Genomic DNA, 23,076 nt, shown 5'->3' on the forward strand with positions numbered 1-23,076 from the left:
CTCTTTCGTTGGAAATACGGAGGCTGTTGTCGGTTACAGATAGTCTTTCAGGTTTTTGCGCAGCATGTTCAGACTTTTTGAGATGTGAAATTCCACACCTTTGACCGATATGCCGAAGTTCTCGGCGATGGTTTTGTAGGGTTTCTGTTCGAGGTACCGTTCGTAGAAGATTTCGCGGGTACGGTTGGGCAGGGTTTTGATGGTGTCGTTTACAATCTCTTCGATTTCGCTGGTGAAGAGCTCGGAGGGGTCGCACCCTTTGAGCGAGGAGATGTTGATTTCGATTTCGCCGATGAGATGGCGGTGCAGTTCGTCGTTCTTTTGCAGCAGGTTTTTGCGCTCTTCGAGTACGTCGATACACCGGTTGCGGATGATGGTAAAGATATATCCTTTTATGTTGGTCGACTTGAAGGTCTCTTTGTCTTTGTTTTCCCAGTATTGAATGTATGACTCCATGACTACATCTTCGGCATCTTGCATATTCCCGAGATAGGAGTATGCAAATTGAATGAACCCATTTTTAGAGCTTCTAAAAATGTGGTTGAAATCGTTTTCTTCTTGAGTAATCGGTGTCATTAACTTTGAATTATATCAAAATCTATACCTCTCTTGAAAAGCATATCAAAGGTTTGCAATTCGTCTATTTTGTGTTTTTTTTCAATGATACTTAGATTTTTAAGGTCATAAATCGTGCATTCCATAAGGAAAATCGGCGTGCTAATATAATATTTATAGAATAAAAACGGAAATAGGCAACCTAATTTTTTTAAAAAAAAGTTGTTGCACAAAGAAATGTGAAGAAGATAAAGGAGGGGTGATTGATTGTCTGTCTGGAGCAGGACCGATTCAGACGGAGAGAGAAGGGGGTGGGGCCGATACTCAAAGGGGGAGTCCCTGTTGGCAGGAATCCCCCTTTGTATCAGTTATTCACGAATCCGCCCAATGAGGTCGGAAGTTGCGGCTCGAACGAGTAGGCTCTGGCAAATTGCCTGATAAAGTCGATTGTCGAGGCCGACGGCTGTTGTTGCGTCTTTGAGCTTCTCACTGTCAGGGTGTCTTTGGGAGTAGAGGTTTTTTTCATAGGCCGAAGTGTTGATGTTTGTATATGGTAAACGTCGTCGGCCTGTGATTTATTATCTGTGAGGTGCTCTTTTTTATTACAGAGTGAGAACAATGTTGTTCTCTTCGGCCATTTTCCGCAGGTTGAGTATGGCATAACGCATCCGCCCCAGTGCGGTGTTGATGCTTACCTGGGTGAGGTCGGCAATCTCTTTGAAGCTCATGTTTTTGTAGTAGCGCATGATGAGAACCTCGCGCTGCGAGTGGGGCAGAGCTTTGATGAGTTTGCGTATGTCGGCCTCGATTTGGTTGTGTACGATGGCGTCTTCGACCGTACCCTCGCTCAGCTCCTTGCGGTTGAAGATGTCCATGGTTTCGTTGTCCGATACGACGTAGTTGTCGGCCTTCTCCTGGCGGAAGAAGTCGATGATGAGATTGTGGGCGATACGCGAAATCCAGGCCGGGAACTTGCCGTTCTCGGTGTAGCGTCCCTGCTTGATGGTCATAATGGCCTTGACAAAGGTCTCCTGAAAGATGTCGTTGGCCAACTCTTTGTCTTTGACAATGTAGAAAATATAGTTGAAAGTACGGGCCTGATGACGCTTGAGCAATACATCAAAAGCTCCATTATTACCTTCGGCATACAGCGCAACCAATTCTTCGTCGGTGCGGTCGAATAAATCGTTCATTACTACCTCTCTTTTTTTTATTCCAGCGTAATGTTTTGTCGATAGGCAATCTTATTTTAGAGTGATTCAATAATTATTATTCGTTGCAAATAAAGATGTTTTTTTTGAAAACGGAAAGCAAAAATAGAATTTTTTTGTGCTATCGTTTCATTTTTAACATAGTTGCCGTGAACAAAATCGGTTTGTTAGCATTGTGTTTCTTCTGTTTTCGAGCCGATTAACGAGACCTTCCTCAGAGCCGGAGGTGAAAAGTCGGGAGCGCATGGGTGCATTATCATAAAAAATAATTACATTTGCAACTCATGGAAAACTAAAAAACAAGAAACTGTTATGAAACCAACTCTTTTTGTATTGGCCGCCGGTATGGGTAGCCGGTATGGGGGCTTGAAGCAACTCGACGGACTGGGCCCCAATGGTGAAACGATTATGGATTATTCGATATTCGACGCTTTGCGTGGGGGATTCGGTAAAGTAGTTTTCGTCATCCGTAAAGATTTCGAACAAGATTTCAGAGAGAAGATTCTTTCCAAATACGAAGGACATATCCCGTGCGAACTGGTGTTCCAGTCGATCAACGACCTGCCCGAGGGCTTTACCTGCCCCGAAGGCCGCACCAAACCGTGGGGTACCAACCACGCCGTGCTCATGGGCAAGGATGTGATTAAAGAGCCGTTTGCCGTCATCAATGCCGACGACTTCTACGGCCGCGAGAGCTTTGCCATCCTGGCCGACTATCTGAAGAATCAGGAGGGTAAGCAAAACGACTATTGCATGGTGGGTTACCGGGTAGGCAACACCTTGTCGGAGAGCGGTACCGTGGCTCGCGGTATCTGCGAGACCAATGCCGCCAAACACTTGACTTCGGTGGTTGAGCGTACGCAAATCGAGCGTCGCGACGGCCGGGTCATGTACAAGGAGGACGACGACAGCTGGACGGCTATCGATGACAATACGCCTGTGTCGATGAACATGTGGGGCTTCACGCCCGACTATTTCAAATACTCCGAAGAGTATTTCGTTAAATTCCTCCAGGAGAATGCCGGCAATATCAAGGCCGAGTTCTTTATCCCGCTGGTAGTCAACGACCTCATCCAATCGGGTAAGGCTACGGTTACGGTACTCGACACGCCGTCGAAGTGGTTTGGTGTGACTTATGCCGCCGACCGTCAGTCGGTTGTCGACAAGATTCAGGCACTGGTCGATGCCGGTGAATATCCTGCCAAGCTCTTCTAATCGAGAGGCTTGACATAAAAGTTTATCAGAAGAGAGAGGTTGTCTCGCGTGAGTGCAACCCCTCTCTCTTTGTCTCTCGGTGGGGTGGGGCAGGATGCCGCTCTTCTCGAGACGCCGCATGGATAGCAGGACAGGATGTGGCTCGGCATAAAAATCAAGCGAGCTTGTTTTTCTGCTTTCGACTTTTACTATCTTTAGATAAGACAGGATGCGGCTCGGCCAAGCAAATCATGCAAGCATCTTTGCTTGTCGCTCGCCTTTCACTATCTTTATAGAAGATAGGATACGGTTCGGGATAAAAAATATCTGAAACGATGTTTCGATATTTTATTCTCCTCTCACCTTTCACTATCTTTGTTACACGAAGACAGGATGCGGCTCGGCCAAGCAAATCATGCAAGCATCTTTGCTTGTCGCTCACCTTTCACTATCTTTATAGAAGATAGGATACGGTTCGGGATAAAAAATATCTGAAACGATGTTTCGATATTTTATTCTCCTCTCACCTTTCACTATCTTTGCACGCTGTTTTTGAAATGGTATTTATGAATGCGATTCCACTATTGCCTTATAAGCAACAGGTCGTTTCGTTGCTGAAACTGGGACTCCCCATTGTCGTGGGGCAGTTGGGTATGATTATATTGGGACTGGCCGATACGGTGATGATCGGGCACCACAGTACCGAGGAGCTTGCGGCTGCTGCCTTTGTCAACAATGTATTTAATCTGGCTATTATTTTTGCGACGGGTTTTTCATACGGACTTACCCCTCTGATCGGGATGTTGCAGGGGACCGGCAACGTGCAGGGCATCGGGCGGGTTTTCCGCAATGCCCTCGTGGCTCACACGGCAGTGGCGGTGCTGCTCACGGTTATCATGTATGTGGTCTACTGTTTTGTTGATCGGCTGGGACAGCCGGTGGAGTTGTTGCCTTACATACGGCCCTATTTTGTCTTGCAGCTCATCTCGCTCATTTTCGTGATGCTCTTCAACAGCTTCCGGCAGTTCTCCGAGGGGCTCACCGATACACGCACGCCCATGTGGATTTTGCTGGGGGGCAATGCTCTCAATATCATAGGGAACTATCTGCTCATCTACGGTAGCTTCGGTTGCCCCGAATGGGGGCTGTTCGGTGCCGGCGTGAGTACGCTGGTGTCGCGGGTAGTCATGCTGCTGGTCTTTGTGGGGATGGTGTGGTGGATGCCTCGCTACCGGGCCTATCGGGAGGCGATGCGCCATTCGCGCTTCAACCGCAACGACTTCGTGCAACTCAATGCCCTGGGGTGGCCGCTGGCCTTGCAGATGGGTATGGAGACGGCTGCCTTCTCGCTGAGCGCCATCATGGTGGGTTGGCTGGGCAGTGTGCCATTGGCGGCTCACCAGATTATGATTTCGGTCAGTACGCTGGGCTTTATGATTTATTATGGTATGGGTGCTGCCCTGGCGGTGCGGGTGAGCCACTTTATGGGACAGCGCGATTTCCCCAACCTGCGCCGGGCCGTACATGCCGGGCTGGGCATCATTCTGGTGCTGGCCGTGGCAGCCAGTCTCTTCTTCTACCTGGCTCGGGTGCCTATCGTATACAGTTTCACCGAAGACCCCGCGGTGATGGCTCTTGTGGTGGTGCTCATCTATTCGCTCATCGTCTACCAGTTTGGCGATGCCTTGCAGATTACCTTTGCCAACGCCCTGCGGGGTACGGCCGACGTGAAGCCCATGATGTGGATTGCCTTCGTGGCCTATTTCGTGATAGCCTTGCCGGTAGGATACCTGTGTGGTTTCACGCTCGACGGTGGAGTCGTGGGGGTGTGGGTCGCCTTTCCGGCAGGATTGTTCTCGGCCGGCTTCCTCTTTTGGCTGCGGTTCCGCTACCGCCTGCGTAGATTGATGAAGGAGGGGCAGATATGAAGCCGGTATCCGACAAAGTCTATCTGCAACAGCTCATCGACGAGGGAGAGCACCAGCAGCAGGATTTCAAGTTCGAAATCTCCGATGCCCGCAAGATAGCCCGCTCGCTGTCGGCCTTTGCCAATACCGACGGCGGCCGGTTGCTCATCGGGGTGAAGGACAACGGCCGCATTGCCGGGGTGCGCTCCGAAGAGGAGATTTACATGATCGAGGCGGCGGCCCGGCTCTACTGCCAGCCGCAGGTCGATATTGTCATGCACACCTATACGGTCGACGGCAAGACGGTGCTCATTGCCGAGATACCCAAGGCTCCGGAGAAACCGATACAGGCCCAGGTGGCTCCCGGCAAATACATGGCCTATGTGCGCATTGCCGACGAGAACATACTGGCTACGGCCGTGCACCTGGCGGTGTGGCGGCAGAAGAACAGCAAGCGCGGGTCGCTTGTGGAGTATACCGAGCGCGAGCAGATGTTGCTCGACTATCTGGCCGAGCATGGCGAGATAACGGTGAGCAAATACAGCCGGTTGGCCCGGCTTTCGTATCGGTCGGCCGTGGAGCATATAGCTCGCTTTGTCCGCTTCGGGTTGCTCGAGGTCTGCTTCGAGCATCACAAGTTTTATTATCGGTTGCGGCAAAGCGAAGAGTGAGGTTGAATAAGCTCGAATGATAACATAAAACGGGGGAGAGTGGTCGCACACCGCTCTCCCCCGCTGTTATAATAACCTTATCTTATTTTACCCTGAATTTCAAACTTTGAGTCTGGCCGTTGGCCCGAATTGTCACGAGGTATATCCCGGGCGTGAGGAAGCGGTCGGGCAGGGGGTAGGTGTAGGTGCCCGGCAGTTCGCGGGTGGTGGTGTAGGCGGTGAGTTGCCGTCCGTCGAGGGTCCACAGCGCGATGTCGGCCGCACCGGTGCGCGACAGGCGGTAGTGCAGCACGGGCGAGCCCTCGGTCGAGATCCAGGCAAAGCGGCTCTCGGCAACGGGGGTCGTTACGGCCGAGTTCTCCTTCACGGGGTAGTAGGCCCGCAGGTCTCGCAGGGGTATGGCTACCTCGGACCGGCTGCCGGCGTTGAGCACCAGGCGGATGGCCTGTAGCGTGAGGGGGAAGTCCTCGATGGGATATTCGCCACCCTCTTGGGCAAAGGCCCACGTGATAGTCTGGTCGCCGGTGTGAGAGGGCACATACTCGGGTTGCCAGTAGTTTTTACCCCCTTGGTGGGTGAAGTCGAAACGGATGTGTTTGATGGCGGCCAGCGCCTCGTCCGAGAGGTTGATTTGCAGCGAAATGGAGTCGGGCAGACTGTACAGCCGGTAGCTCTTGCCCAGTTCGACATAGGGGTTGCGCCCCGCCTTCTGGTCGAACCGCAGCACGGCTCCGTCGCTCCATCCGGCCGGCAGCCCCTCGTGCGTGAGGGTGAGGGTGTTGGCTACGGTCGAGGCGAGGGGGTAGTCGGTGAGGTCGGCAAAGTCTTCGTGTACGAGTGTAGCCGGGGTCACCTCTACCGTTACGTGCAGATTTACCGTGAGGTCACCGAGGGTGCCGGTGAGGGTAGTCTCACCGTTGGCCAAGCCTTTGATTACCCCCTCGTCGATGCGGCAGCACGAGGGGTTGGTCGAGCTCCAGGTGAAAGCTGCCGGGTCGAGCGTATATACCTGGCCGTTGATGCTCCCCTCGAGGTTGATGCGGTAGGGGCGCACACTGTCGATGAGCACTTCGTCGACAGCGATATGAATGCCTTCGACCGGTCGGGTCGATACCGGCAGCTCGGCCGAGATACCGTCCTTTTCGGCAATGATTTTACCCGCCATCACCGTTTCGCCGGCATGGAATACGGCCTCGTCGTCGACCCAACCCAGCTCGGCCGGTTCGCAGCGGAAGGTGAAACCTTCGACGTTACGCTCGACAATATCCTTGTATTGGTTCTGAGCCATGAGGGTGAGCGGTGCCAGCGAGATAATGGGTACGTTCAACTGACTTTTCGAGAAGGTGTAGTGGGCCACCACGCTGTCTTCGGGGGCATTCGATACCACCAGCACGCCGTCCATGACCGGACGCAGCGAGCCGCGCCCCGGCAGGTTGAGCATGGTGTGGTTCACCACGATGGCCGTGGAGCCTCCGCTGTCGAAGTTGACCACGTTCCAGGCGCCGTGGGCCAGCATCCAGTTGGCTATGTCGATGCAGTTGATACCCACGCTGTTCTCCGAGAGTTCGGTGGCTACGAAGTAGACCGTCTTCCCGTCTTGCGACATGCCGGCCATGGTGCGGCACGAGAGCTCGTATTCGCGGCCGTTTTCAAAATCGTTGTATTCGCCCTCGTGCAGTTTCCCCTCGAAGGCGATGCTGGGGTAGCCGTGGAAGGCCTGCAGGATATTCTCGGGCGGGGTGCCGAACTTGCCGGGTATCAGTTTCTGCGAGATAGTGATTTCGCTGCCGACAGCCACACCGGGCAGGGCATCGCGTTTCGTGTTGCGCAGGAAGAGCACGAAATCGCTCTCGGAGGTTTGCAGCGGCGAGTCCGATACCTCGAGCACCTCGCACGCGGTAGGCTCACCGTTGATAATCCAGTCGCCGAGCGGGCGCAGCTTGATATACCGCCCCTCGGCATCGAGCGTGAGGGCGTTGAGGTTGGTAAAGAGCACGCAGTCGCCGTTGGTGTAGCCGATACCCCAGTTGAACTGGTCGATGGCTACCGACTCGCCGGTAGGCAGCGAGGCCGAGCACTGAGGCACGGGGAAGAATACCGAGGCCGTTTTGTCTTGTGTGATAGCAAAGGTAGAGCGACCGCTGCCCGACGACCAGGAGATGAGGCCGTTGCTGGCGTTGAGCCCGATGCAGATGCCGGCATCATAGCTGAAGAAGTCGTGGTTGAAGGCGGCACACACCTTATGTCCCGGCCGGGTGAGCCGTTTCGACATGTCTTGCACCAGTTCGCGCGAGAGGTCGGGCACGGCGTTGTTCGACTGCACCTGCTCGATGGCATTGTAGGGGTTGGTCATGTCGATGGTGGTAGCCCACAGCGTGAGGGGTACCGATTCGTACCGTATCTTGATGTATTGGATGCCGGGGCCTATTTCGTAGTGTTCCAAGGTATCGGCCACTCCCCAGTCGGGAGCGGCAGCCTGTCCGGCCAGAATACCCATGGCTATCGAGGCAAGGAGAGTAAATCTTTTTCTCATGTGTTTTTATATATTAGTAAGACTTCTGTCGTTGGTCAAGTGTCCGCACAAGGCATGTTATGGGATTGTGCGGCCTGGTACGTCAGCGACTACTGCCTTGTGAGGCAGAACTCTGCACGTATTGACACTAACAAAGATAAAGTGCTTTTTTGGAAATCACTAAATAAATTACCCTAAAATATTGTATCTAAATATTATTTATTGTGATTCATGGGGTAGCTGTATTTGATATGAGAATATAAGTGGAGATGGAGTCGGCTCGGGATAGACAAATTTTTGTTTCGTCGTATGGGTATTTCTGGATACCGCATCGGGGTGTGGTATGACGGGGTGTCACCCCGCGCTGCGACGCGGGGTCGAGGAGGAGGGGTGTAGAATAGGAGTCGGTTCGGCATAGCCAAATATCGAAAACTGCGTTTCCGTTTGTCCCTGCCCTCACCTTTCACATTATCTTTGTTACACGAAGATAGGATGCGTCTCAGTATAAAAATCAAGCAAGTTTGTTTTTCTACCTTCGACTTTCACTATTTTTGTCATTGGATTGAGGATTACGATAGTAATGATAAACAATAATACAACAGATTATGAAGAAACTCATTCTTACATTAGGGATATGTTTAGGTTCATTTTCATTTGGATACAGTCAAAGTTCAGATGAAAAAATAGCTGATGCAATGAATAATTCAGACTGGTTTGCATTGGACTCTTTATATCAAACAGAGCCCAGAGATTCAATCAGCGATTTTTTTGAAATATTTTCTCGTTGCCTTATTGGAAATAGGTTGAATCGTCCAGATGTTTCTATTCCTGCCTTTACGGAATTATTCAACACTCAGTCAGACAATCTTGATTTGGGTAATATGCTCAGTTCGTCCATGATGTTTGCCATGGACTTAAGCAGGACTGGAGATAATGAGGCTGCTGCAAACATGTTATCTTCAACTCTTGGTTCAATACGCTCGTATCTTGATAGTACAACCATTGCAGGGATTCAGCAATTTATCGATCAATACGAAGCCCTATCTAAATACAATCCATATAAAATCACATTTGAAAATTCGGCAGGGACTATTCCGTTTGAGATTGTACCGGTTGGTCCGGAAAAGAACAATTCGGTATTGATGCATCTAAGAGACAGTTATATAAATGGCGTTGAAGCCGATATTACTTTTGACACAGGCGCAGGAGTAAATATTATTACCGAATCATTGGCCCTTAAATATAATTTAATTCCACTCGAAGCATCAAGTACTGTTGGGGGAGTAGGCATACAAAATGGGAACTACGCAATAGCCAAGGAATTGAAAATTGGAGATATGATTGTTACGGATGTTCCTTTTTATGTCATAAACATAACAACTCATAACGAAGAGGCAGACCAATATATTGACTGTTTCGATATTGTGGTCGGTAGCGAACTGATGTTACAACTCAAAGACCTAACCCTTGATTTTGTCAATCATAAAATTACAGTTCCATCAGCCGCTCCCAAACGAAGCCAAGTGTCTCCAAACATGTGTTTTTCATCCAGTATGAATTTATTGGGCAAGGGTATCGTACACGGTAATAAAATGTTGATGAATATTGATACCGGTGATGCTTCATATGGTTCGTTAGACGAAAGATTCTTTGCGAATAACAAAGAATACATCACTACTCATTGTAAATTGGATACTGTCAGAGGTGCAGGAATTGGAGGTGTGCACATATCGGAGTGTTATCGAATGCAAAACATAGCACTCGAATTGGGAAATAGTCAAGTGTCTGTACCTGAAATGGTTGTTTTGTTGGAAAAGAATACAGACGGTGTATTGTATTCTTATCAATGTAATTTAGGGCTCAGATCGTTGATGCTTTTTGACAAAGTACGATTCAATATGGTCGATTTTGTATTGACGACATTTGAATAGAAACGATAATAATCTATTATGCAGACGAAAGAAAATTATTGTTATCTTCTTTTCGTCTGCATTTCTTTTTGTACTTTTGTATAAACAAGATAGTGATATGAGCGTAATAATTTCTCCGTCGTTGCTGTCGGCCGATTTCGGAAATCTGAACAGCGAGATAGACATGATTAACGAGAGTGCGGCCGATTGGCTGCATATCGACGTGATGGATGGCGTATTTGTGCCGAACATCTCGTTCGGGTTTCCTGTACTGGAGTTTGTGAACCGTCGGTGCAAAAAGCCGCTCGACGTGCATTTGATGATTGTCGAGCCGCAGAAGTTTATCGCCGAGGTCAAGCAGATAGGGGGCGCCATCATGACGGTGCACTACGAGGCTTGCACGCATCTGCACCGGGTGGTGCAACAGATTCATGCGGCGGGCATGAAGGCGGGGGTTTCGCTGAACCCGCACACGCCGGTGTCGCTGCTCGAGGATATTATCGAGGATGTCGACGTGGTGCTGCTCATGTCGGTCAATCCCGGTTTCGGCGGGCAGAAGTTTATCCCCCGCATTCTCGACAAGGTGCGCGACCTGAAGGCGATGATTGCCCGGCGCAATTCGCACGCCCTCATCGAAATAGACGGCGGCGTGAACCTCGAGACGGGGCGGCAGTTGGCCGAGGCCGGTGCCGATGCGTTGGTGGCCGGCAGCTTCGTGTTCCACTCCGAGGCTCCGCTCGATACCATAGCCCGGCTGAAACAGTTGTAACGAAAAAGAGAACTTGAAAGAGGATAAAGCAGAAGCCCTCGCTTGCACATCGGTTGGCAGGCGAGGGCTTCTCTTTATGCGGATGGTATCGTTATTCCATATAGGCTGTGACGGTCACGGGGTCGGCTCCGACGGTTGCCTCGACGGTAGCGCGTTCGCCCCGGGCGTTTTCATAGACAAAGGTGTAGGTCTGGTCCTTCTTCAACAGGAACTTGAGGGCATCGTTCATGTCCTGCAAGGGACCGGCGGTGCGGCCGCCACCCAGTTGCACGCCGTTGCAGAAGACATCGACGTTGGCCTCGACCCGGTCTTCCGATTGGGTGCTATGCTGTTTGTCCTTGTACATGACGAAGGTCACCACGGTGTGGGTATTCTCCCGGGCAATGGTTTGGGTCTGCTGGCCGTAGAGGTCGATATAGCGTTGCGACACGTCGACAGCATGCACGTCGCGCGACTCCTGATTCCAGACCATCGGGAACCAGTCGCCCGTGGGGCGGAACGATACGGCATAGATGGCATGGATGCGGTCGCCCGGAGTCGACTGTCCGGCATCGGCCATGAACCAGGCGCCGTCGAGGGCAGGGGGGTAGTAGTATTCGGTCGAGTACCAGGCCCCGTCGAGCCATACCTCGGTCCAGCTGTGGTTGCCCCGGTTGTCGTGCCAGGCAGCCGTGCCCACGAAGCGGGCCGGGATACCTACCGAGCGCAAGGCATCGACCAGCAGGATGGAGAGCCCCGTACACGAGGCCATGCCCTGGCGCATCGATTCCGACGGGCTCTGGTTGGTCTTTTCGCGCAGGGTATTATATTCAACTCCCACTACTTGCGGAATGATGCGGTTGATGGTGTCGAAGGCCGCACGCATATCTTTACAGTCTTTCACCCGAGGGGCAAAGCGCTCGTAGAAATCTTTCCGCCAGGCATCGCGCACCTCGTCGACCGAGGCGTAGGGCAACACTTCGTTGAGGAAAATCGAGTCGGGCAGCGCCTTGGTCCAGGGAAATTCGGCACGGGCGCGGCAGGCGTAGGTCACGTTTTCGCGCAGCAGTGCCAGGTCCATGGTGTCGCGGTCGCCTTGAGGCATCCAGGCCAGCAGATAGGCCATGGCTTCCTGTTCGTCGCGGGGTGTCTCCTTGAGTAGAGTGCGCAGGCTGTCGGCTCGGGGCGAATCGTCGAGCACGGTTTCGAGTTGTCGCTGACTGTCGGCCGAGATTCCCGACGAGGTACAGCCTGCAACCGTGCAGGCCAACCCGGCGCACAGCAGCAGGAGGGCATGAGTTTTTTTCATATCGGATGGTTTTTATTGAGTTAATTGATTGAGAATTTCGCGTATCTTGCGTTCGTCGGCGCCCACCGAAGCATATTCGGGGATACCCTCCACACCCCCCATCGAGACGGTGGGGTTGCGGTAGGTCATGCGGCTCTCGATGAGGCAGCGGGCACTGAAGTGCACGGCGTCGACTCCCGCTTGAGCCAGAGTCCGCACGTTCGACGGACTCACGCCGCTGCCGGCCATGATGGCTATGCGGCCGTCGGCCTGACGTACCAGCGAGCGCAGGGTGTCGATACCCTCGCTGACGGTGTTGCGTCCGCCCGAGGTGAGTACCCGGTAGCAGCCGGCGCGCACGAGAGCTTCGAGGGCCTCGGAGGTGTCTCGCACCATGTCGAAGGCCCGGTGGAAGGTAAACTGCATCGAGCCGCAACGCTCTACGAGTCGGGCGGTGCGGGCTTCGTCCACACGGCCGTCGGGGGTGAGGATACCCGCCACGGCACAGTCGGCGCCGCATTCGCGCACGAAATCTATCTCGTCGAGCATCAGGTCGAACTCGTCGTCGGTATAGAAGAAGTCGCCCCCGCGGGGACGAATCATCACACTCAGTTGCAGGTGGGGTATCTGGCGGGCCCTTCGTATGAGGGCCGCCGAGGGGGTGGTGCCCCCTTCGTAGGGCGAGGCGCACAGTTCTACCCGTGTCACGCCGGCGCGGGCTGCCGCCCGGCAGGCTTCGAGGGAGAAGGCGCAAAGTTCGGTTTCGATCATGGCGATGGTTTTTGTGTGTTTGCTACAAAGATAGCGAAAGGTGAGCGACAAGCAAAGATGCTTGCATTATTTGCTTGGCCGAACCGCCTCTTTTCTTCTGAAAAGATAGTGAAAGGCGAAGGCAGTGACAAACCGAAAACGCAGTTTTCAGTATTTGGCTATGCCGGGCCGACTCCTGTCTTCTAAATTTTGTTGCCGTGTCGGAGAGGTACGACAAAAGCCGCAGCTACGGGTGTTGTCCCGCCAGTCTACGGCTTTTGTACCGGATGGCAAAAGTATCTTTTTTATTTGGTCTTTTTCGTGCCTTTGTAGATGAGGAAGCCCACGATGAATACACAGATGGCGATGAGTATGTAGAGTATCTCGTGGCTGTAGGTCTGTACCTTCAGGATGAGCTCATCCTCGGGAATGACGGCGTGGAATCCGTATCCGATGGCGGCCAGCACGATGTTCCAGCACATGGCACCCAGCGTGGTGAAGAGGATAAACTTCGAGAACTTCATGCGGGCCAGACCGGCGGGTATGGAGATGAGCTGACGCACGGCCGGGATGAGTCGGCCGATAAGGGTCGATATGCTGCCGTGCTTGTCGAAGTAGCGTTCGGCCGTCTCTACCTTGCCTTGGTCGAGCAGGCACATGTGGCCCACGCGGCTGTTGGCAAACTTGTAGACGAGCGGACGGCCTATCCAGAGGGCCAGGTAGTAGTTTATGATGGCACCTATATCGGCACCGAGGGTACCGAAGAGGATAACCAGATACATATTCAGTTCGCCATAGGCAGCTTTGTAGGCGGCGGGTATAATCACGACTTCGGAGGGGAAGGGGATAAACGAACTCTCGATCACCATAAGGAAAGTGATGGTCCAATAATTGATATTATCGAGACACCACTGTATGAAAGATAACGATTCCATATAAAAAGAGTGTATAGAATTAAAATTTTTGAGACTGCAAAAGTAATATAATTCTGCTTAGAAATGAAAATGTTTGTAAAAATGTAACATAAATGTAATATGGTAATATTACTCTATTGCCGGGGCTTGAAAGATGGTGCGATAGATGGCCGCCTTCTCGGGCAAGGGTTTGGGATAGGCTCGCGAGGAGGAGGGCATGCGGTAGATTCTGAGTGTTCGGTCGTGGTAGACGATTTGGTTGTAGCTACCTATCGGGGGCGGAGTGGCTCCGGTGATGGCACAGAGGGTATCGGTGGCCTTCTGTCCGGTGGTGACGATGGTGTGGCAGCGGGGTATCTGGTCGAGCAGACGGGCCAGGTCAAGCGGCTCGACCACCTCGAGCGTGAGGTCCGAGGCGTTGCCGTTCAGTCTGCGGGCCACGGCCACGGTGTCGCTGATGGCGATGCCCTGTTCGCGCAGAAACGATTCGATGGCCTCGCGGCGGAAGCACTTGTGGGCCGTGTCGACAAAGTGGTCCTTGTCGTCGAAGAAGATAAGGCCGAAGATGCGCCACATGTCGTTGGTATAGTTGGGGTAGAAAAACTCCATCGACCAGCGTTTGCGGGGTGGCGGGAAACTGCCCAGCATCAGGATGCGAGCCTGCGGCGGCAGAAACGGGGCGAGTGGGTGGATTTCGACAGATGCGGTGTCCATAACGGTAAGTTGGGTTTATAGAAACGAGTCGTCCGAATCCATGTCGGTTTTCCAGAAGGCATCTTCGGCTGCATCGTATCGGTAGTTGCCGCTCGGCAGTGAGTCGGCGATGAAATTCTCCTTCTCGAGCAGGTCTGCTTCGTCTTCGAGCAGATAGAATTCGTTGTCGGGGTCGTCGCCCTCGAGGGTGGCTCGATAACCCTCGGGAACCTCGAAGGTCTCGCCGTCGGCTACCTCGATGAGCTGGCGGTCGTATCCCTGTTGAAACATGATGTCATAGGCATCGAAATCTTCATACTCGTCGTATCCCAATTCATCTCTCAACATCTCGAATTCGGGAGTGAGTGCTAACAAGATTGTATCCATGGGTATAGTCTCTTTTCGTCGGGGGCAAAGTTACTTATTTTTACGATTGCTTCAACAATTTGACCCGCCTGTTGTTTTAATTGAAAATAAAACTTATAAATCCTGAGTGTATATGAAAAAATTGTTCTTTTCTTGTGCCTGCGCCCTGTGCCTCGTGGGGGCTCCGGTATATGCTGCCGATGCTGCCGACACGCAGGCGACCGAGGCGGTCGAGCAGAGAGGTCGTCAAGTGCCCTCCGAAGTTTCGGATCGTATCGTCTTCCTGTGGGGTGGAAATGCAGCCAACAGTGAGCTGATAGGCATGTTTTACGACACGCGCCAACTCCACTTCCAAGACCCGCGTGCCCCCCGGTTCCTCTTTGTCGACCGCAAGGGCAAGGTGGCTTTCGGTGTGGGTGGTTATGTGAAGGTGACCGCGTCATATGACTTCGACGGAGCCGTGCCCAATCGCGACTTCCTCACCTACGATATTCCCGTGCCCGGCAATCCGGCCGAACGCAACCAGTTCCAGATGGATGCCACCACGTCGCACCTCTTCTTCAAGTTGGTGGGCGACAACTCGGTGTTGGGCAAGTATACGGTCTTTATCGACGGTGACTTCCGGGCGGGACAAAACTACGGCTTCCGGCTCGACCAGGCCTATGTGCAGGCTCGTGGTTTCCTGATAGGTCAGACATGGAGCACCTTTGTCGATGCTGCTGCGGCGCCTCCTACCATCGACTATGAGGGGCCTACCGGCATGACCAGCGTGCGCAACGTGATGATGCGTTACACGTTCAATATGGGCAAACACTGGCAGATGGCCCTGGCGGCCGAGGCTCCGTCGGTCACCTGCACGCTCGACGGCGACTACAACGCCGCCATCAACCAGCGCATGCCCGATATACCCTTCTATATCCAGTATGGCTGGAACGGCGGTCACGACCACATACGGGCCTCGGGTCTGTTGCGCGGCCTCTCTTACCGCGACCTGGTGGCCCAGCGCAACCGCTCGGTGCTGGGGTGGGCGGTACAGCTCTCGGGCGTCACCCACATTACCCGCAAACTCTCGCTCTACTACCAGGGAGTCTATGGCTATGGCTACGGTGAGTATCTGAACGGATTGAACGATGAGGGCTTCGACCTGATTCCCGACCCCGATACGCAGGGCAAACTCTATGCCCCCGAAACCCTGGGCTATGTGGCCGGTTTGCAATATGCCTTCTCGCCCAAGTTCTTCATCTCGGCCTCGTACAGCCAGAGCCGGGTGTACAGCAAGCAGGGGGCACTCTCGCCCGACTCGTATCGCTATGCCCAGTATATCGTGGGCAATGCCTTCTACAACCTCACGAGTGATTGCAGCATAGGCATCGAGTATCTCTATGGCCGACGTTCCAACCTCAATCGCGAGGATGGTCAGGCCAACCGCATCAACACCATGATACGTTATAATTTCTAAGCCAGTACGATAGCTTTTTTTAGCGAAGCCCGTTCTCTCGTTGTTTGCGATAGTTGCGAGAGGGCGGGCTTTTGCTGTCTCCTTTTGAGGCCGATTGGAAATAGGTTTTTCTTGTAAAAAATGTTGCAGGCCGTATAAAAAGTGCTATTTTTGCAAATTGGTTATAATAGACCTTTACTTAAATTAAAAGGAGAAGATGAAGTTTTTGTATCGGGTGTTTATTGCACTTCTTGTTTGGGGAATCACGTCGTGCTCTTCCTCGAAGAATGTACCCTATATGATTGATGTGGAAAATATTCCGTCCGAGGTACTGAATGCCGCTACGCCGCAACCGTCGCCTATTTTGGCGCCGGGCGATATTCTCGACATTTCGGTGATGGCCAAGAACCACGAGGTGGTAATCCCGTTCAACAAGCGGTTGAACCAGGGCGAGGCTTATGTACGAGGCAATACGTCGAAGGCTGTGGAGTATTATCTGGTCGACCAGAACGGCGATATTGAGTTCCCGGTAATCGGTCGCATCCACGTAGCCGGCAAGACCAAGAGCGAGCTGGAACTGATGATTCAAGAGATGCTCTATCCCAAGTATCTGAGCGAGTTGCCCCAGGTGTCGGTGTGGATACAAAACTTCAACATCTCGGTGTTGGGCGATGTAAACCGTCCGGGCATGTTTACCATCGAAAACGAGCGGGTGAGCATTCTCGATGCGATAGCTCTGGCCGGCGACCTGGCCATTACCGGCCGGCGCGACAATGTGCTGCTGGTGAGAGTCAATGCCGACGGAACCAAGTCTATTGCCCGTATCAATCTGAATGACAAAAATCTGATCTCTTCGCCCTATTTCTATTTGCAACAAAACGATGTGCTGTATGTGGAGCCCAACAAGTCGAAAGCCAATTCGGCCGTAGTGGTACCGCCTACGACTACGCTCATATTCAGTGCCACATCTATTTTGCTGACGATTGCTAACTTGATTATTACGGCCTGGAGTATTTCGAAATAACAACTATGGAAGAAGATAAGCAAAAGAATACAGAGGAGAAAAACTCGGAGGAGTCGTTCGACGTCACGGGTTTTCTGCTGGAGTGCCTTGCGCACTGGAAATGGTTTGTCGCCTGTGTGGTGGTGCTGGCTGCGGTAGCGCTCTTCTACTGCTTCAGGCAGACCCCGCTCTACGAGGTGACCTCGGCCGTCTATATTCAAGACAACAAGAGCGACAACGGCAACGTGCTGTTGGAGAGTCTGGGTTTGTCGCCCTACAAAAACAATATCGACAACGAAATCGAGGTATTCCGCTCGAAAAATCAGATAACGGCCGTAGTCGAAGCGCTGGGGTTGTACAAGTCGTATGCGTGGAAATCGTTCATGCGCACCACGCCGCTTTATGGCAATTCGCCGGTCGAGTTTGCGCTCGATTCGATTGACCTGCGAGCAATACAGTCGCCGCTTCAGGTCGAGCTCAAACCGTTGCATGGGGGTAAGTTTCACCTCGAAGCCAAGACTCACACCCTCGATGGTGATAAGGTGATGCTTTGCGACCAGGTTATCGACGGGTTGCCCTATGAGCTGCCGTTTGCCGGCGGTACGGTGCAGTTGCGCTACACGGGCGATACGATTCCCGTGCTGGAGAAGACGCTGTCGATGACCCTCTCCAACCCGCGAAGCGTGAGCAAGGCGATTACCTTGAACCTGACGGTAGCCTTTGCCTCGAAAGATGCAACCATCCTCACCGTGATTTACCGCACCCCGGTCGTTCAGGAGGGTAAGGACTTTGTCAGTACGCTGGTCGACTTCTACAACATCGACGCAGCCAACCTGAAAAATATGGGAAATGAGAAGACTCAGGAGTTTATCGATTCGCGCCTTTCGTCCATCTCGGAAGAGCTGGCCGTTGTCGAGGCGCAAGTCGAGGCTTATCGCAGCCACAACAACCTGATAGACATTTCGACCGAGGCCCAGCTCTACCTCGAGCAGACCGGCTATGCCGATGGTCAACTGGCCGAGTTGGAGTTGCAAAAGAGTCTGGTCGACTATGTCGAAGAGTTCCTGGCCGTCCCCGAAAACGAGTATATGCCTATCCCCGTGCTGGGTATCGACAACGAAGATTTTGCCGCATTGATAAACGAATACAACAAGAGCCTGCAGCAGCGCGAACGGCTGTTGCTCTCCTCGTCGGAGTCGAACCCCGTAGTGGCCGAACTGACTCGCAGTGTCAAAACCCAGCGGGCTCTGTTGCTCAAGGGCATCGAGAGTATCCGCAAGGGGGTCGAAATCAAGAAACGGGATATTTCGAAACAGGACAGACGCCTCGAAGACAAGATTAAGAATGTGCCGGTTTACGAGCGGGAGCTCTCCGACATCATTCGTCAGCAACGTATCAAGGAGAACCTCTATATCTTCCTGCTGGAGAAACGTGAGGAGAACTCCCTGGCCAAGAGCATGGTGGTGCCGGTAGCCCGCATCATCGACGACCCCGACTCGACCAACGAGCCGGTATCGCCCAAGAAGGTGCTGATTCTGTGCGCGGCCGTCCTGTTGGGCTTGCTGATACCGGGCTTTGTCATCTACCTGCGCATGGTCTTCTACCCCGTATTGAAAGACAAGAAGACTCTCGAGCGCCTTACCTCCATACCCATTCTGGCCGAGATTTCGCGCAAGCCCGAGGGCAAGTTCTTCGTGGTCGAGAAGAAGAGTGTGGAGCCCATTGCCGAGCTCTTCCGCTTGGTGCGCAACAACTTGCAGTTTGTACTCACCAGTTCCGACAAGAAGGTGCTGGCCGTCACCTCGTCGGTTATGCACGAAGGTAAGACCTTTATCGCTTCGAACATGGCCCTGAGCTTTGCCCTCACCGGCAAACGGGTGCTGCTCATGGGGGTGGATATTCGCCGGCCCCGCCTCTCCGAGAAATTCCACATTCCCAATCGCGAGGGGGTTACCACCTATCTGTCGGGCGTTAATACCGACCTGGCTTCGCTCATTCACCCCTCGGGTGTCGACCCCAATCTCGACGTGCTCATGGCCGGTCCCATACCGCCCAACCCCAACGAGCTGTTGATGAGCAAGCGTTTCGACCAGATGATTGACTATGCCCGTGCCCACTACGATTATGTGATACTCGACACGGCACCGCTGGGCATGGTTTCCGATACCTTCCTGCTGACGCGTGCCGTCGATATCGTGGTGTATGTGGCTCGTGCCAACTATACCAACAAGGCGGCTATCGAAATGCTGAACGGCTGGATTCGCTCCAAACGCATCGCCGTGCCTACCTATCTCATCTTGAACGATGTGAACATGAAGTCGAAAGCCTACTCTTACCGGCAGTATGGCGGTGGCCGATATGGTTACGGATATGGTTACGCCAACCAGTCGCGCGAGATGTTGCCGTGGTACAAGCGGTTGTTCAAGAAGAAAGATTAAAGGCCGGTAAGGCTGTAAGATAAAGCGGCGGGGGCGGCTCTTGGCAAAGGGACCGCCCTCGTTGTTGTTGGTCGGGGAGGAGAAGAATCACACATTTTCTCCGACAATCACACACTTCTTTTTTCTCCCCCCCCCCTTTTGATAAAACGAGAAACCCTCGAGAGTACCGCAATAACGGTTCTCGAGGGTTTCTTGTTAGGGGTATGTCGGCCCGATGCCGGAGCGTCGAGCAGTAGTGTGTCAGGCTTTGTTGATGCGAGCGGCCATTTCGCGCCCCAGAGCCCGGCAGAGCTCTTTGATTTCGGGGGTGAGACCCTGTTTCATCTCCACGCAGCAAGGCAGAGTCTCCCACTTCATCGACTCGCCGAAGGCGGCCAGATGCTTCACGGCGGCACCGGCCCACGAGAAGGAGCCGAAGTAGCCGAATACCCGGTTTTTGATGTCGCGGGTGGCAATCATGCTGGTGAGCATCTCGACCTCGGGGTAGAGACGATTGGAGTAGGTAGGGCTGCCGATGATGAGACCCTGGTAGCGGAATATGCTTTGGAGAATGAACGAGGGGTCGTCGTGCGATACGTGGTGCATCACGATGTTCTTGACGCCGTTTTCGGCCAGTTCGCGGGCAATCACCTCGGCCATCTGTTCGGTGTGGCCATACATGCTGCCATAGGCAATCACTACACCCGGCTCGGCCTCGTAGCGGCTCAGACGGTCGTAGATGTCGATAACCCTATTCACCTCGTTTTCCCACACGGGACCGTGAGTCGAGCAGATGGTTTTGATTTGGAGGCAGGCCAACTTCTTCAAGGCTGTTTGTACGGCCGAGCCGTATTTGCCCACGATGTTGGAGTAGTAGCGCACCATCTCGTCCCAATATTTGGCGGTATTCAGTTGGGTGTCCTTGATGCCGCCGTCGAGAGTCCCGAAGCAGCCGAAGGCGTCGCCCGAGAAGAGCGTTTGGGTTTCGTTGCAATAGGTCATCATGGTCTCAGGCCAGTGTACCATGGGCGTGAGGTAGAAGGTGAGCGAGTGTTTGCCCACGGTGAGGGTATCGCCGTTCTTCACACACAGCGTGTTGTCGTCGATGCCGTAGTAACCCTTCACCATTTCGAGGGTTTTGGCGTTGCCCACGATAGTCATGTGGGGATATTTCTGGCGGATAAACTGGATCGAGGCCGAGTGGTCGGGCTCCATGTGGTTGATGACCAGATAGTCGATTGTGCGGTCTCCGATAATTTCGGCGATGTGGTCCAGCAGACGGTCGGTATAGGCGGCATCGGCCGTATCGACCAGAACATTCTTTTCGTCGGTAATCAGATAGGCGTTGTAGGAAACTCCGTAAGGGAGCGGCCAAAGGTTCTCGAACTTGTGTTTACTGCGGTCGTTGACTCCTACATAGTGTATTCCTTCTGCGATTTCTGTTATCTTCATAATCCAATTAAATTAACCCGATATGATATAAATTCAAACCTAAAAATCAATCCTTTTGTTTAAAAAAGGGCCTCAAAAGTAAGAAAAAAAGTGCGAATCTATATGCAAATTAGAATTTATTTTTTTTCTTTGTATAGAGAATCTTAATCGCTGAATCAACTAATTACTAACCAAGGTGCAAAATTGTACCGGAAAAACATTGAAATTATGAAAAAGTATTTGGCAGAAATGTTGGGTACCATGGTACTCGTATTGATGGGTTGCGGAAGCGCCGTCTTTGCCGGTAACATAGCCGGTGTTTGCGGTGCAGGTGTAGGAACATTGGGCGTGGCTATGGCCTTCGGCCTTTCGGTAGTAGCCATGGCCTATACCATCGGCGGTATTTCGGGCTGCCACATCAATCCGGCCATCACGTTGGGCGTGTGGCTGTCGAAACGCATGAGCGGGAAGGATGCCGCCATGTATATGATTTTCCAGGTTATCGGAGCCATTATCGGTTCGGCCATCATCTATGCACTGGTGTCGACGGGCGGCTCGTCGGGAGTAACCATGACGGGAGCCAACAGCTTTGGCGAGGGTGAAATGTTGCAAGCCTTCATTGCCGAGACGGTCTTTACCTTTATCTTCGTGCTGGTCGTGCTGGGTGCGACCGACGAGAAACGGGGTGCCGGCAATTTTGCCGGTCTGGCCATTGGTCTGGCACTGGTACTCATTCACATCGTTTGTATTCCCATCACGGGAACTTCGGTCAATCCGGCCCGCAGTATCGCCCCGGCTCTCTTCGAGGGTGGCGTGGCTCTCTCGCAACTGTGGCTCTTCATCGTGGCACCCTTCTTCGGGGCAGCCATTTCGGCCATCGTTTGGCGTGCACTGACCAACGATTGATAAACAGAATCGTATAGATACAGGAAGAGCGGGGCTCCAGTCAAGGGGCTCTGCTCTTTTTTTTGTGATTGTATAGGGCGACCGATTGTCGTTGGAGGGGTGTTGCGCGGGTCGTGCTTGTGAGGCCTGTCTCTCTTAATCGGGTATTGCGACAAAAGCAAGAGCCCCTCCCGCGTGTGGCGGGAGGGGCTCTCTATTCGATACGGTAACTCGTGGGAGAGTTTATTTGTTGACTCTGAATTTGTCGATACCCTCTTTGAGGAATCCTACCGATTGACGGGCGGCGGCGATACCGGCGTTGATGTTGGCCTCGGCCGTCTGGGCACCCATCTTCTTGGGGGTGAAGAATACCCGGTCGCCGAATTTCTCGGTCAGTGCGGCGGCTGTCGACGGAGCCACGTCGGCTACATAGCGGAAGTCGGGACGCTCCTCGAGCACGCGGGCCAAATCCTCTTCGTGAATCACCTCCTTGCGGGCGGTGTTGATGAGCACGGCACCTTTGGGCATGAGCGACATCAGGGCGTGGTTGATTGACTGTTTGGTCTCGGCTGTAGCCGGGATGTGCAGCGATACGAACTGGCAGGTGCGGTAGAGCTCCTCGACCGAAGCCACGGGTTTCACGCCGTCTTTCTCCATCACCTCGTTGGGGCAGTAGGGGTCGAAGGCGTAGAGCTCCATGCCGAATCCTTTGGCGATGCGGGCTACATTGCGGCCCACTTGGCCATAGGCGTGGATACCCAGCTTTTTGCCTTTGAGTTCGGTACCCGAGGTTCCGTTGAAGTGGTTACGAATCATCAGGATGGTCATGCCGAATACCAGCTCGGCCACGGCGTTGGAGTTCTGGCCCGGGGTGTTCATTACACACACGCCCTTGGCGGTGGCGGCGTTCAGGTCGATGTTGTCGTATCCGGCACCGGCGCGAACGACGATTTTCAGATTCTTGGCGGCGTCGAGTACTTCGGCGTCGACGATGTCGCTGCGTACAATCAAGCCGTCGGCATCGGCGACAGCTTTCAACAGATCGGCTTTGGCGGTGTATTTCTCCAAGAGAGCCATTTCGATACCGGCGGCATCGAGCACCTCTTTAATACCGTTCACGGCTACGGCGGCAAACGGTTTTTCTGTGGCAACCAATACTTTCATGTCGATATACTCCTATGGA

The 23,076-nt window shown here is 53.0% G+C and carries 20 protein-coding genes; 9 read left to right on the forward strand and 11 right to left on the reverse strand.

Annotated elements, in window-relative coordinates; all coding sequences use genetic code 11:
* Positions 1–33: 33 nt before the first annotated feature.
* From B5F38_RS05820 to B5F38_RS05830, 3 genes are all read right to left on the reverse strand, one after another.
* Entirely contained in the window at positions 34–576 is a 543-nt protein-coding gene (locus B5F38_RS05820; RefSeq protein ID WP_087408364.1) for an RNA polymerase sigma-70 factor, read from the reverse strand.
* 343 nt (positions 577–919) lie between these two features.
* Positions 920–1,081, reverse strand: a complete 162-nt coding sequence (locus tag B5F38_RS14390) for a hypothetical protein (protein WP_164470573.1) — start codon at positions 1,079–1,081, stop codon at positions 920–922.
* Between the two features lie 76 nt (positions 1,082–1,157).
* Complete coding sequence (locus B5F38_RS05830) at positions 1,158–1,748, reverse strand: sigma-70 family RNA polymerase sigma factor (protein WP_087408366.1); 591 nt, start codon at positions 1,746–1,748, stop codon at positions 1,158–1,160.
* Between the two features lie 330 nt (positions 1,749–2,078).
* Between B5F38_RS05830 and B5F38_RS05835 the strand changes: the two genes are divergently transcribed.
* From B5F38_RS05835 to B5F38_RS05845, 3 genes are all read left to right on the forward strand, one after another.
* Positions 2,079–2,981, forward strand: coding sequence for a nucleotidyltransferase (locus tag B5F38_RS05835; RefSeq protein WP_087408367.1), 903 nt, complete (start codon positions 2,079–2,081; stop codon positions 2,979–2,981).
* Between the two features lie 545 nt (positions 2,982–3,526).
* Positions 3,527–4,888, forward strand: coding sequence for an MATE family efflux transporter (locus B5F38_RS05840; RefSeq protein WP_087408368.1), 1,362 nt, complete (start codon positions 3,527–3,529; stop codon positions 4,886–4,888).
* The gene (locus B5F38_RS05845) at positions 4,885–5,538 is read left to right on the forward strand and encodes an ATP-binding protein (RefSeq protein ID WP_087408369.1); all 654 of its coding nucleotides are present in this window, start codon (positions 4,885–4,887) and stop codon (positions 5,536–5,538) included. The genes B5F38_RS05840 and B5F38_RS05845 overlap by 4 nt, the downstream gene beginning before the upstream one ends.
* Before the next feature lie 82 nt (positions 5,539–5,620).
* Here B5F38_RS05845 and B5F38_RS05850 read toward each other — a convergent pair whose 3' ends face one another.
* Positions 5,621–8,071, reverse strand: a complete 2,451-nt coding sequence (locus tag B5F38_RS05850; RefSeq protein ID WP_087408370.1) for a phosphodiester glycosidase family protein — start codon at positions 8,069–8,071, stop codon at positions 5,621–5,623.
* A 584-nt stretch (positions 8,072–8,655) separates the two neighbouring features.
* Between B5F38_RS05850 and B5F38_RS05855 the strand changes: the two genes are divergently transcribed.
* Both B5F38_RS05855 and rpe read left to right on the forward strand, forming a co-directional pair.
* The gene (locus B5F38_RS05855; RefSeq protein WP_087408371.1) at positions 8,656–9,981 is read left to right on the forward strand and encodes a retropepsin-like aspartic protease; all 1,326 of its coding nucleotides are present in this window, start codon (positions 8,656–8,658) and stop codon (positions 9,979–9,981) included.
* 97 nt (positions 9,982–10,078) lie between these two features.
* Complete coding sequence (gene rpe / locus B5F38_RS05860) at positions 10,079–10,729, forward strand: ribulose-phosphate 3-epimerase (RefSeq protein WP_087408372.1); 651 nt, start codon at positions 10,079–10,081, stop codon at positions 10,727–10,729.
* A gap of 91 nt (positions 10,730–10,820) precedes the next feature.
* Here the strand turns inward: rpe and B5F38_RS05865 are convergent, their stop codons facing one another.
* From B5F38_RS05865 to B5F38_RS05885, 5 genes are all read right to left on the reverse strand, one after another.
* Positions 10,821–12,017, reverse strand: a complete 1,197-nt coding sequence (locus tag B5F38_RS05865) for a transglutaminase domain-containing protein (RefSeq protein WP_087408373.1) — start codon at positions 12,015–12,017, stop codon at positions 10,821–10,823.
* Between the two features lie 12 nt (positions 12,018–12,029).
* The gene (locus B5F38_RS05870; protein ID WP_087408486.1) at positions 12,030–12,764 is read right to left on the reverse strand and encodes a copper homeostasis protein CutC; all 735 of its coding nucleotides are present in this window, start codon (positions 12,762–12,764) and stop codon (positions 12,030–12,032) included.
* Between the two features lie 287 nt (positions 12,765–13,051).
* Positions 13,052–13,681 (reverse strand): DedA family protein, encoded by a 630-nt coding sequence (locus B5F38_RS05875; RefSeq protein ID WP_087408374.1) that lies wholly within the window; start codon positions 13,679–13,681, stop codon positions 13,052–13,054.
* A 108-nt stretch (positions 13,682–13,789) separates the two neighbouring features.
* Positions 13,790–14,374 carry a uracil-DNA glycosylase family protein gene (locus B5F38_RS05880; protein ID WP_087408375.1) on the reverse strand — a complete coding sequence of 195 codons (585 nt, stop codon included), beginning with the start codon at positions 14,372–14,374 and terminating at the stop codon, positions 13,790–13,792.
* A gap of 15 nt (positions 14,375–14,389) precedes the next feature.
* A complete protein-coding gene (locus B5F38_RS05885; RefSeq protein ID WP_087408376.1) occupies positions 14,390–14,740 on the reverse strand; it encodes a hypothetical protein in 351 nt (116 codons plus the stop codon).
* Positions 14,741–14,852: 112 nt separating this feature from the next.
* Between B5F38_RS05885 and B5F38_RS05890 the strand changes: the two genes are divergently transcribed.
* From B5F38_RS05890 to B5F38_RS05900, 3 genes are all read left to right on the forward strand, one after another.
* Complete coding sequence (locus tag B5F38_RS05890; RefSeq protein WP_087408377.1) at positions 14,853–16,178, forward strand: DcaP family trimeric outer membrane transporter; 1,326 nt, start codon at positions 14,853–14,855, stop codon at positions 16,176–16,178.
* A 277-nt stretch (positions 16,179–16,455) separates the two neighbouring features.
* The gene (locus B5F38_RS05895) at positions 16,456–17,181 is read left to right on the forward strand and encodes a polysaccharide biosynthesis/export family protein (protein WP_158096847.1); all 726 of its coding nucleotides are present in this window, start codon (positions 16,456–16,458) and stop codon (positions 17,179–17,181) included.
* 5 nt (positions 17,182–17,186) lie between these two features.
* Entirely contained in the window at positions 17,187–19,598 is a 2,412-nt protein-coding gene (locus B5F38_RS05900; protein WP_087408379.1) for a tyrosine-protein kinase family protein, read from the forward strand.
* A gap of 240 nt (positions 19,599–19,838) precedes the next feature.
* Here B5F38_RS05900 and B5F38_RS05905 read toward each other — a convergent pair whose 3' ends face one another.
* The gene (locus tag B5F38_RS05905) at positions 19,839–21,029 is read right to left on the reverse strand and encodes an FprA family A-type flavoprotein (protein WP_087408380.1); all 1,191 of its coding nucleotides are present in this window, start codon (positions 21,027–21,029) and stop codon (positions 19,839–19,841) included.
* Between the two features lie 207 nt (positions 21,030–21,236).
* Between B5F38_RS05905 and B5F38_RS05910 the strand changes: the two genes are divergently transcribed.
* A complete protein-coding gene (locus tag B5F38_RS05910) occupies positions 21,237–21,914 on the forward strand; it encodes an MIP family channel protein (RefSeq protein ID WP_087408381.1) in 678 nt (225 codons plus the stop codon).
* 222 nt (positions 21,915–22,136) lie between these two features.
* Here the strand turns inward: B5F38_RS05910 and B5F38_RS05915 are convergent, their stop codons facing one another.
* Positions 22,137–23,057, reverse strand: a complete 921-nt coding sequence (locus tag B5F38_RS05915) for an NAD(P)-dependent oxidoreductase (protein WP_087408382.1) — start codon at positions 23,055–23,057, stop codon at positions 22,137–22,139.
* Positions 23,058–23,076: the final 19 nt, after the last annotated feature.

Origin of the sequence: Barnesiella sp. An22 (assembly GCF_002159975.1) — a bacterium.
GTDB lineage: Bacteria > Bacteroidota > Bacteroidia > Bacteroidales > Barnesiellaceae > Barnesiella > Barnesiella merdigallinarum.

Excerpts from the sequence above, each read along its gene's own strand:
- B5F38_RS05890 (WP_087408377.1), top strand. The coding sequence starts at position 14,853 with ATGAAAAAATTGTTCTTTTCTTGTGCCTGCGCCCTGTGCCTCGTGGGG.
- B5F38_RS05840 (WP_087408368.1), top strand. The coding sequence starts at position 3,527 with ATGAATGCGATTCCACTATTGCCTTATAAGCAACAGGTCGTTTCGTTG.
- B5F38_RS05880 (WP_087408375.1), bottom strand. The coding sequence starts at position 14,374 with ATGGACACCGCATCTGTCGAAATCCACCCACTCGCCCCGTTTCTGCCG.
- B5F38_RS14390 (WP_164470573.1), bottom strand. The coding sequence starts at position 1,081 with ATGAAAAAAACCTCTACTCCCAAAGACACCCTGACAGTGAGAAGCTCA.
- B5F38_RS05835 (WP_087408367.1), top strand. The coding sequence starts at position 2,079 with ATGAAACCAACTCTTTTTGTATTGGCCGCCGGTATGGGTAGCCGGTAT.
- B5F38_RS05820 (WP_087408364.1), bottom strand. The coding sequence starts at position 576 with ATGACACCGATTACTCAAGAAGAAAACGATTTCAACCACATTTTTAGA.
- B5F38_RS05910 (WP_087408381.1), top strand. The coding sequence starts at position 21,237 with ATGAAAAAGTATTTGGCAGAAATGTTGGGTACCATGGTACTCGTATTG.
- B5F38_RS05855 (WP_087408371.1), top strand. The coding sequence starts at position 8,656 with ATGAAGAAACTCATTCTTACATTAGGGATATGTTTAGGTTCATTTTCA.
- B5F38_RS05905 (WP_087408380.1), bottom strand. The coding sequence starts at position 21,029 with ATGAAGATAACAGAAATCGCAGAAGGAATACACTATGTAGGAGTCAAC.
- rpe (WP_087408372.1), top strand. The coding sequence starts at position 10,079 with ATGAGCGTAATAATTTCTCCGTCGTTGCTGTCGGCCGATTTCGGAAAT.
- B5F38_RS05875 (WP_087408374.1), bottom strand. The coding sequence starts at position 13,681 with ATGGAATCGTTATCTTTCATACAGTGGTGTCTCGATAATATCAATTAT.
- B5F38_RS05900 (WP_087408379.1), top strand. The coding sequence starts at position 17,187 with ATGGAAGAAGATAAGCAAAAGAATACAGAGGAGAAAAACTCGGAGGAG.
- B5F38_RS05895 (WP_158096847.1), top strand. The coding sequence starts at position 16,456 with ATGATTGATGTGGAAAATATTCCGTCCGAGGTACTGAATGCCGCTACG.
- B5F38_RS05915 (WP_087408382.1), bottom strand. The coding sequence starts at position 23,057 with ATGAAAGTATTGGTTGCCACAGAAAAACCGTTTGCCGCCGTAGCCGTG.
- B5F38_RS05845 (WP_087408369.1), top strand. The coding sequence starts at position 4,885 with ATGAAGCCGGTATCCGACAAAGTCTATCTGCAACAGCTCATCGACGAG.
- B5F38_RS05885 (WP_087408376.1), bottom strand. The coding sequence starts at position 14,740 with ATGGATACAATCTTGTTAGCACTCACTCCCGAATTCGAGATGTTGAGA.
- B5F38_RS05865 (WP_087408373.1), bottom strand. The coding sequence starts at position 12,017 with ATGAAAAAAACTCATGCCCTCCTGCTGCTGTGCGCCGGGTTGGCCTGC.
- B5F38_RS05850 (WP_087408370.1), bottom strand. The coding sequence starts at position 8,071 with ATGAGAAAAAGATTTACTCTCCTTGCCTCGATAGCCATGGGTATTCTG.
- B5F38_RS05830 (WP_087408366.1), bottom strand. The coding sequence starts at position 1,748 with ATGAACGATTTATTCGACCGCACCGACGAAGAATTGGTTGCGCTGTAT.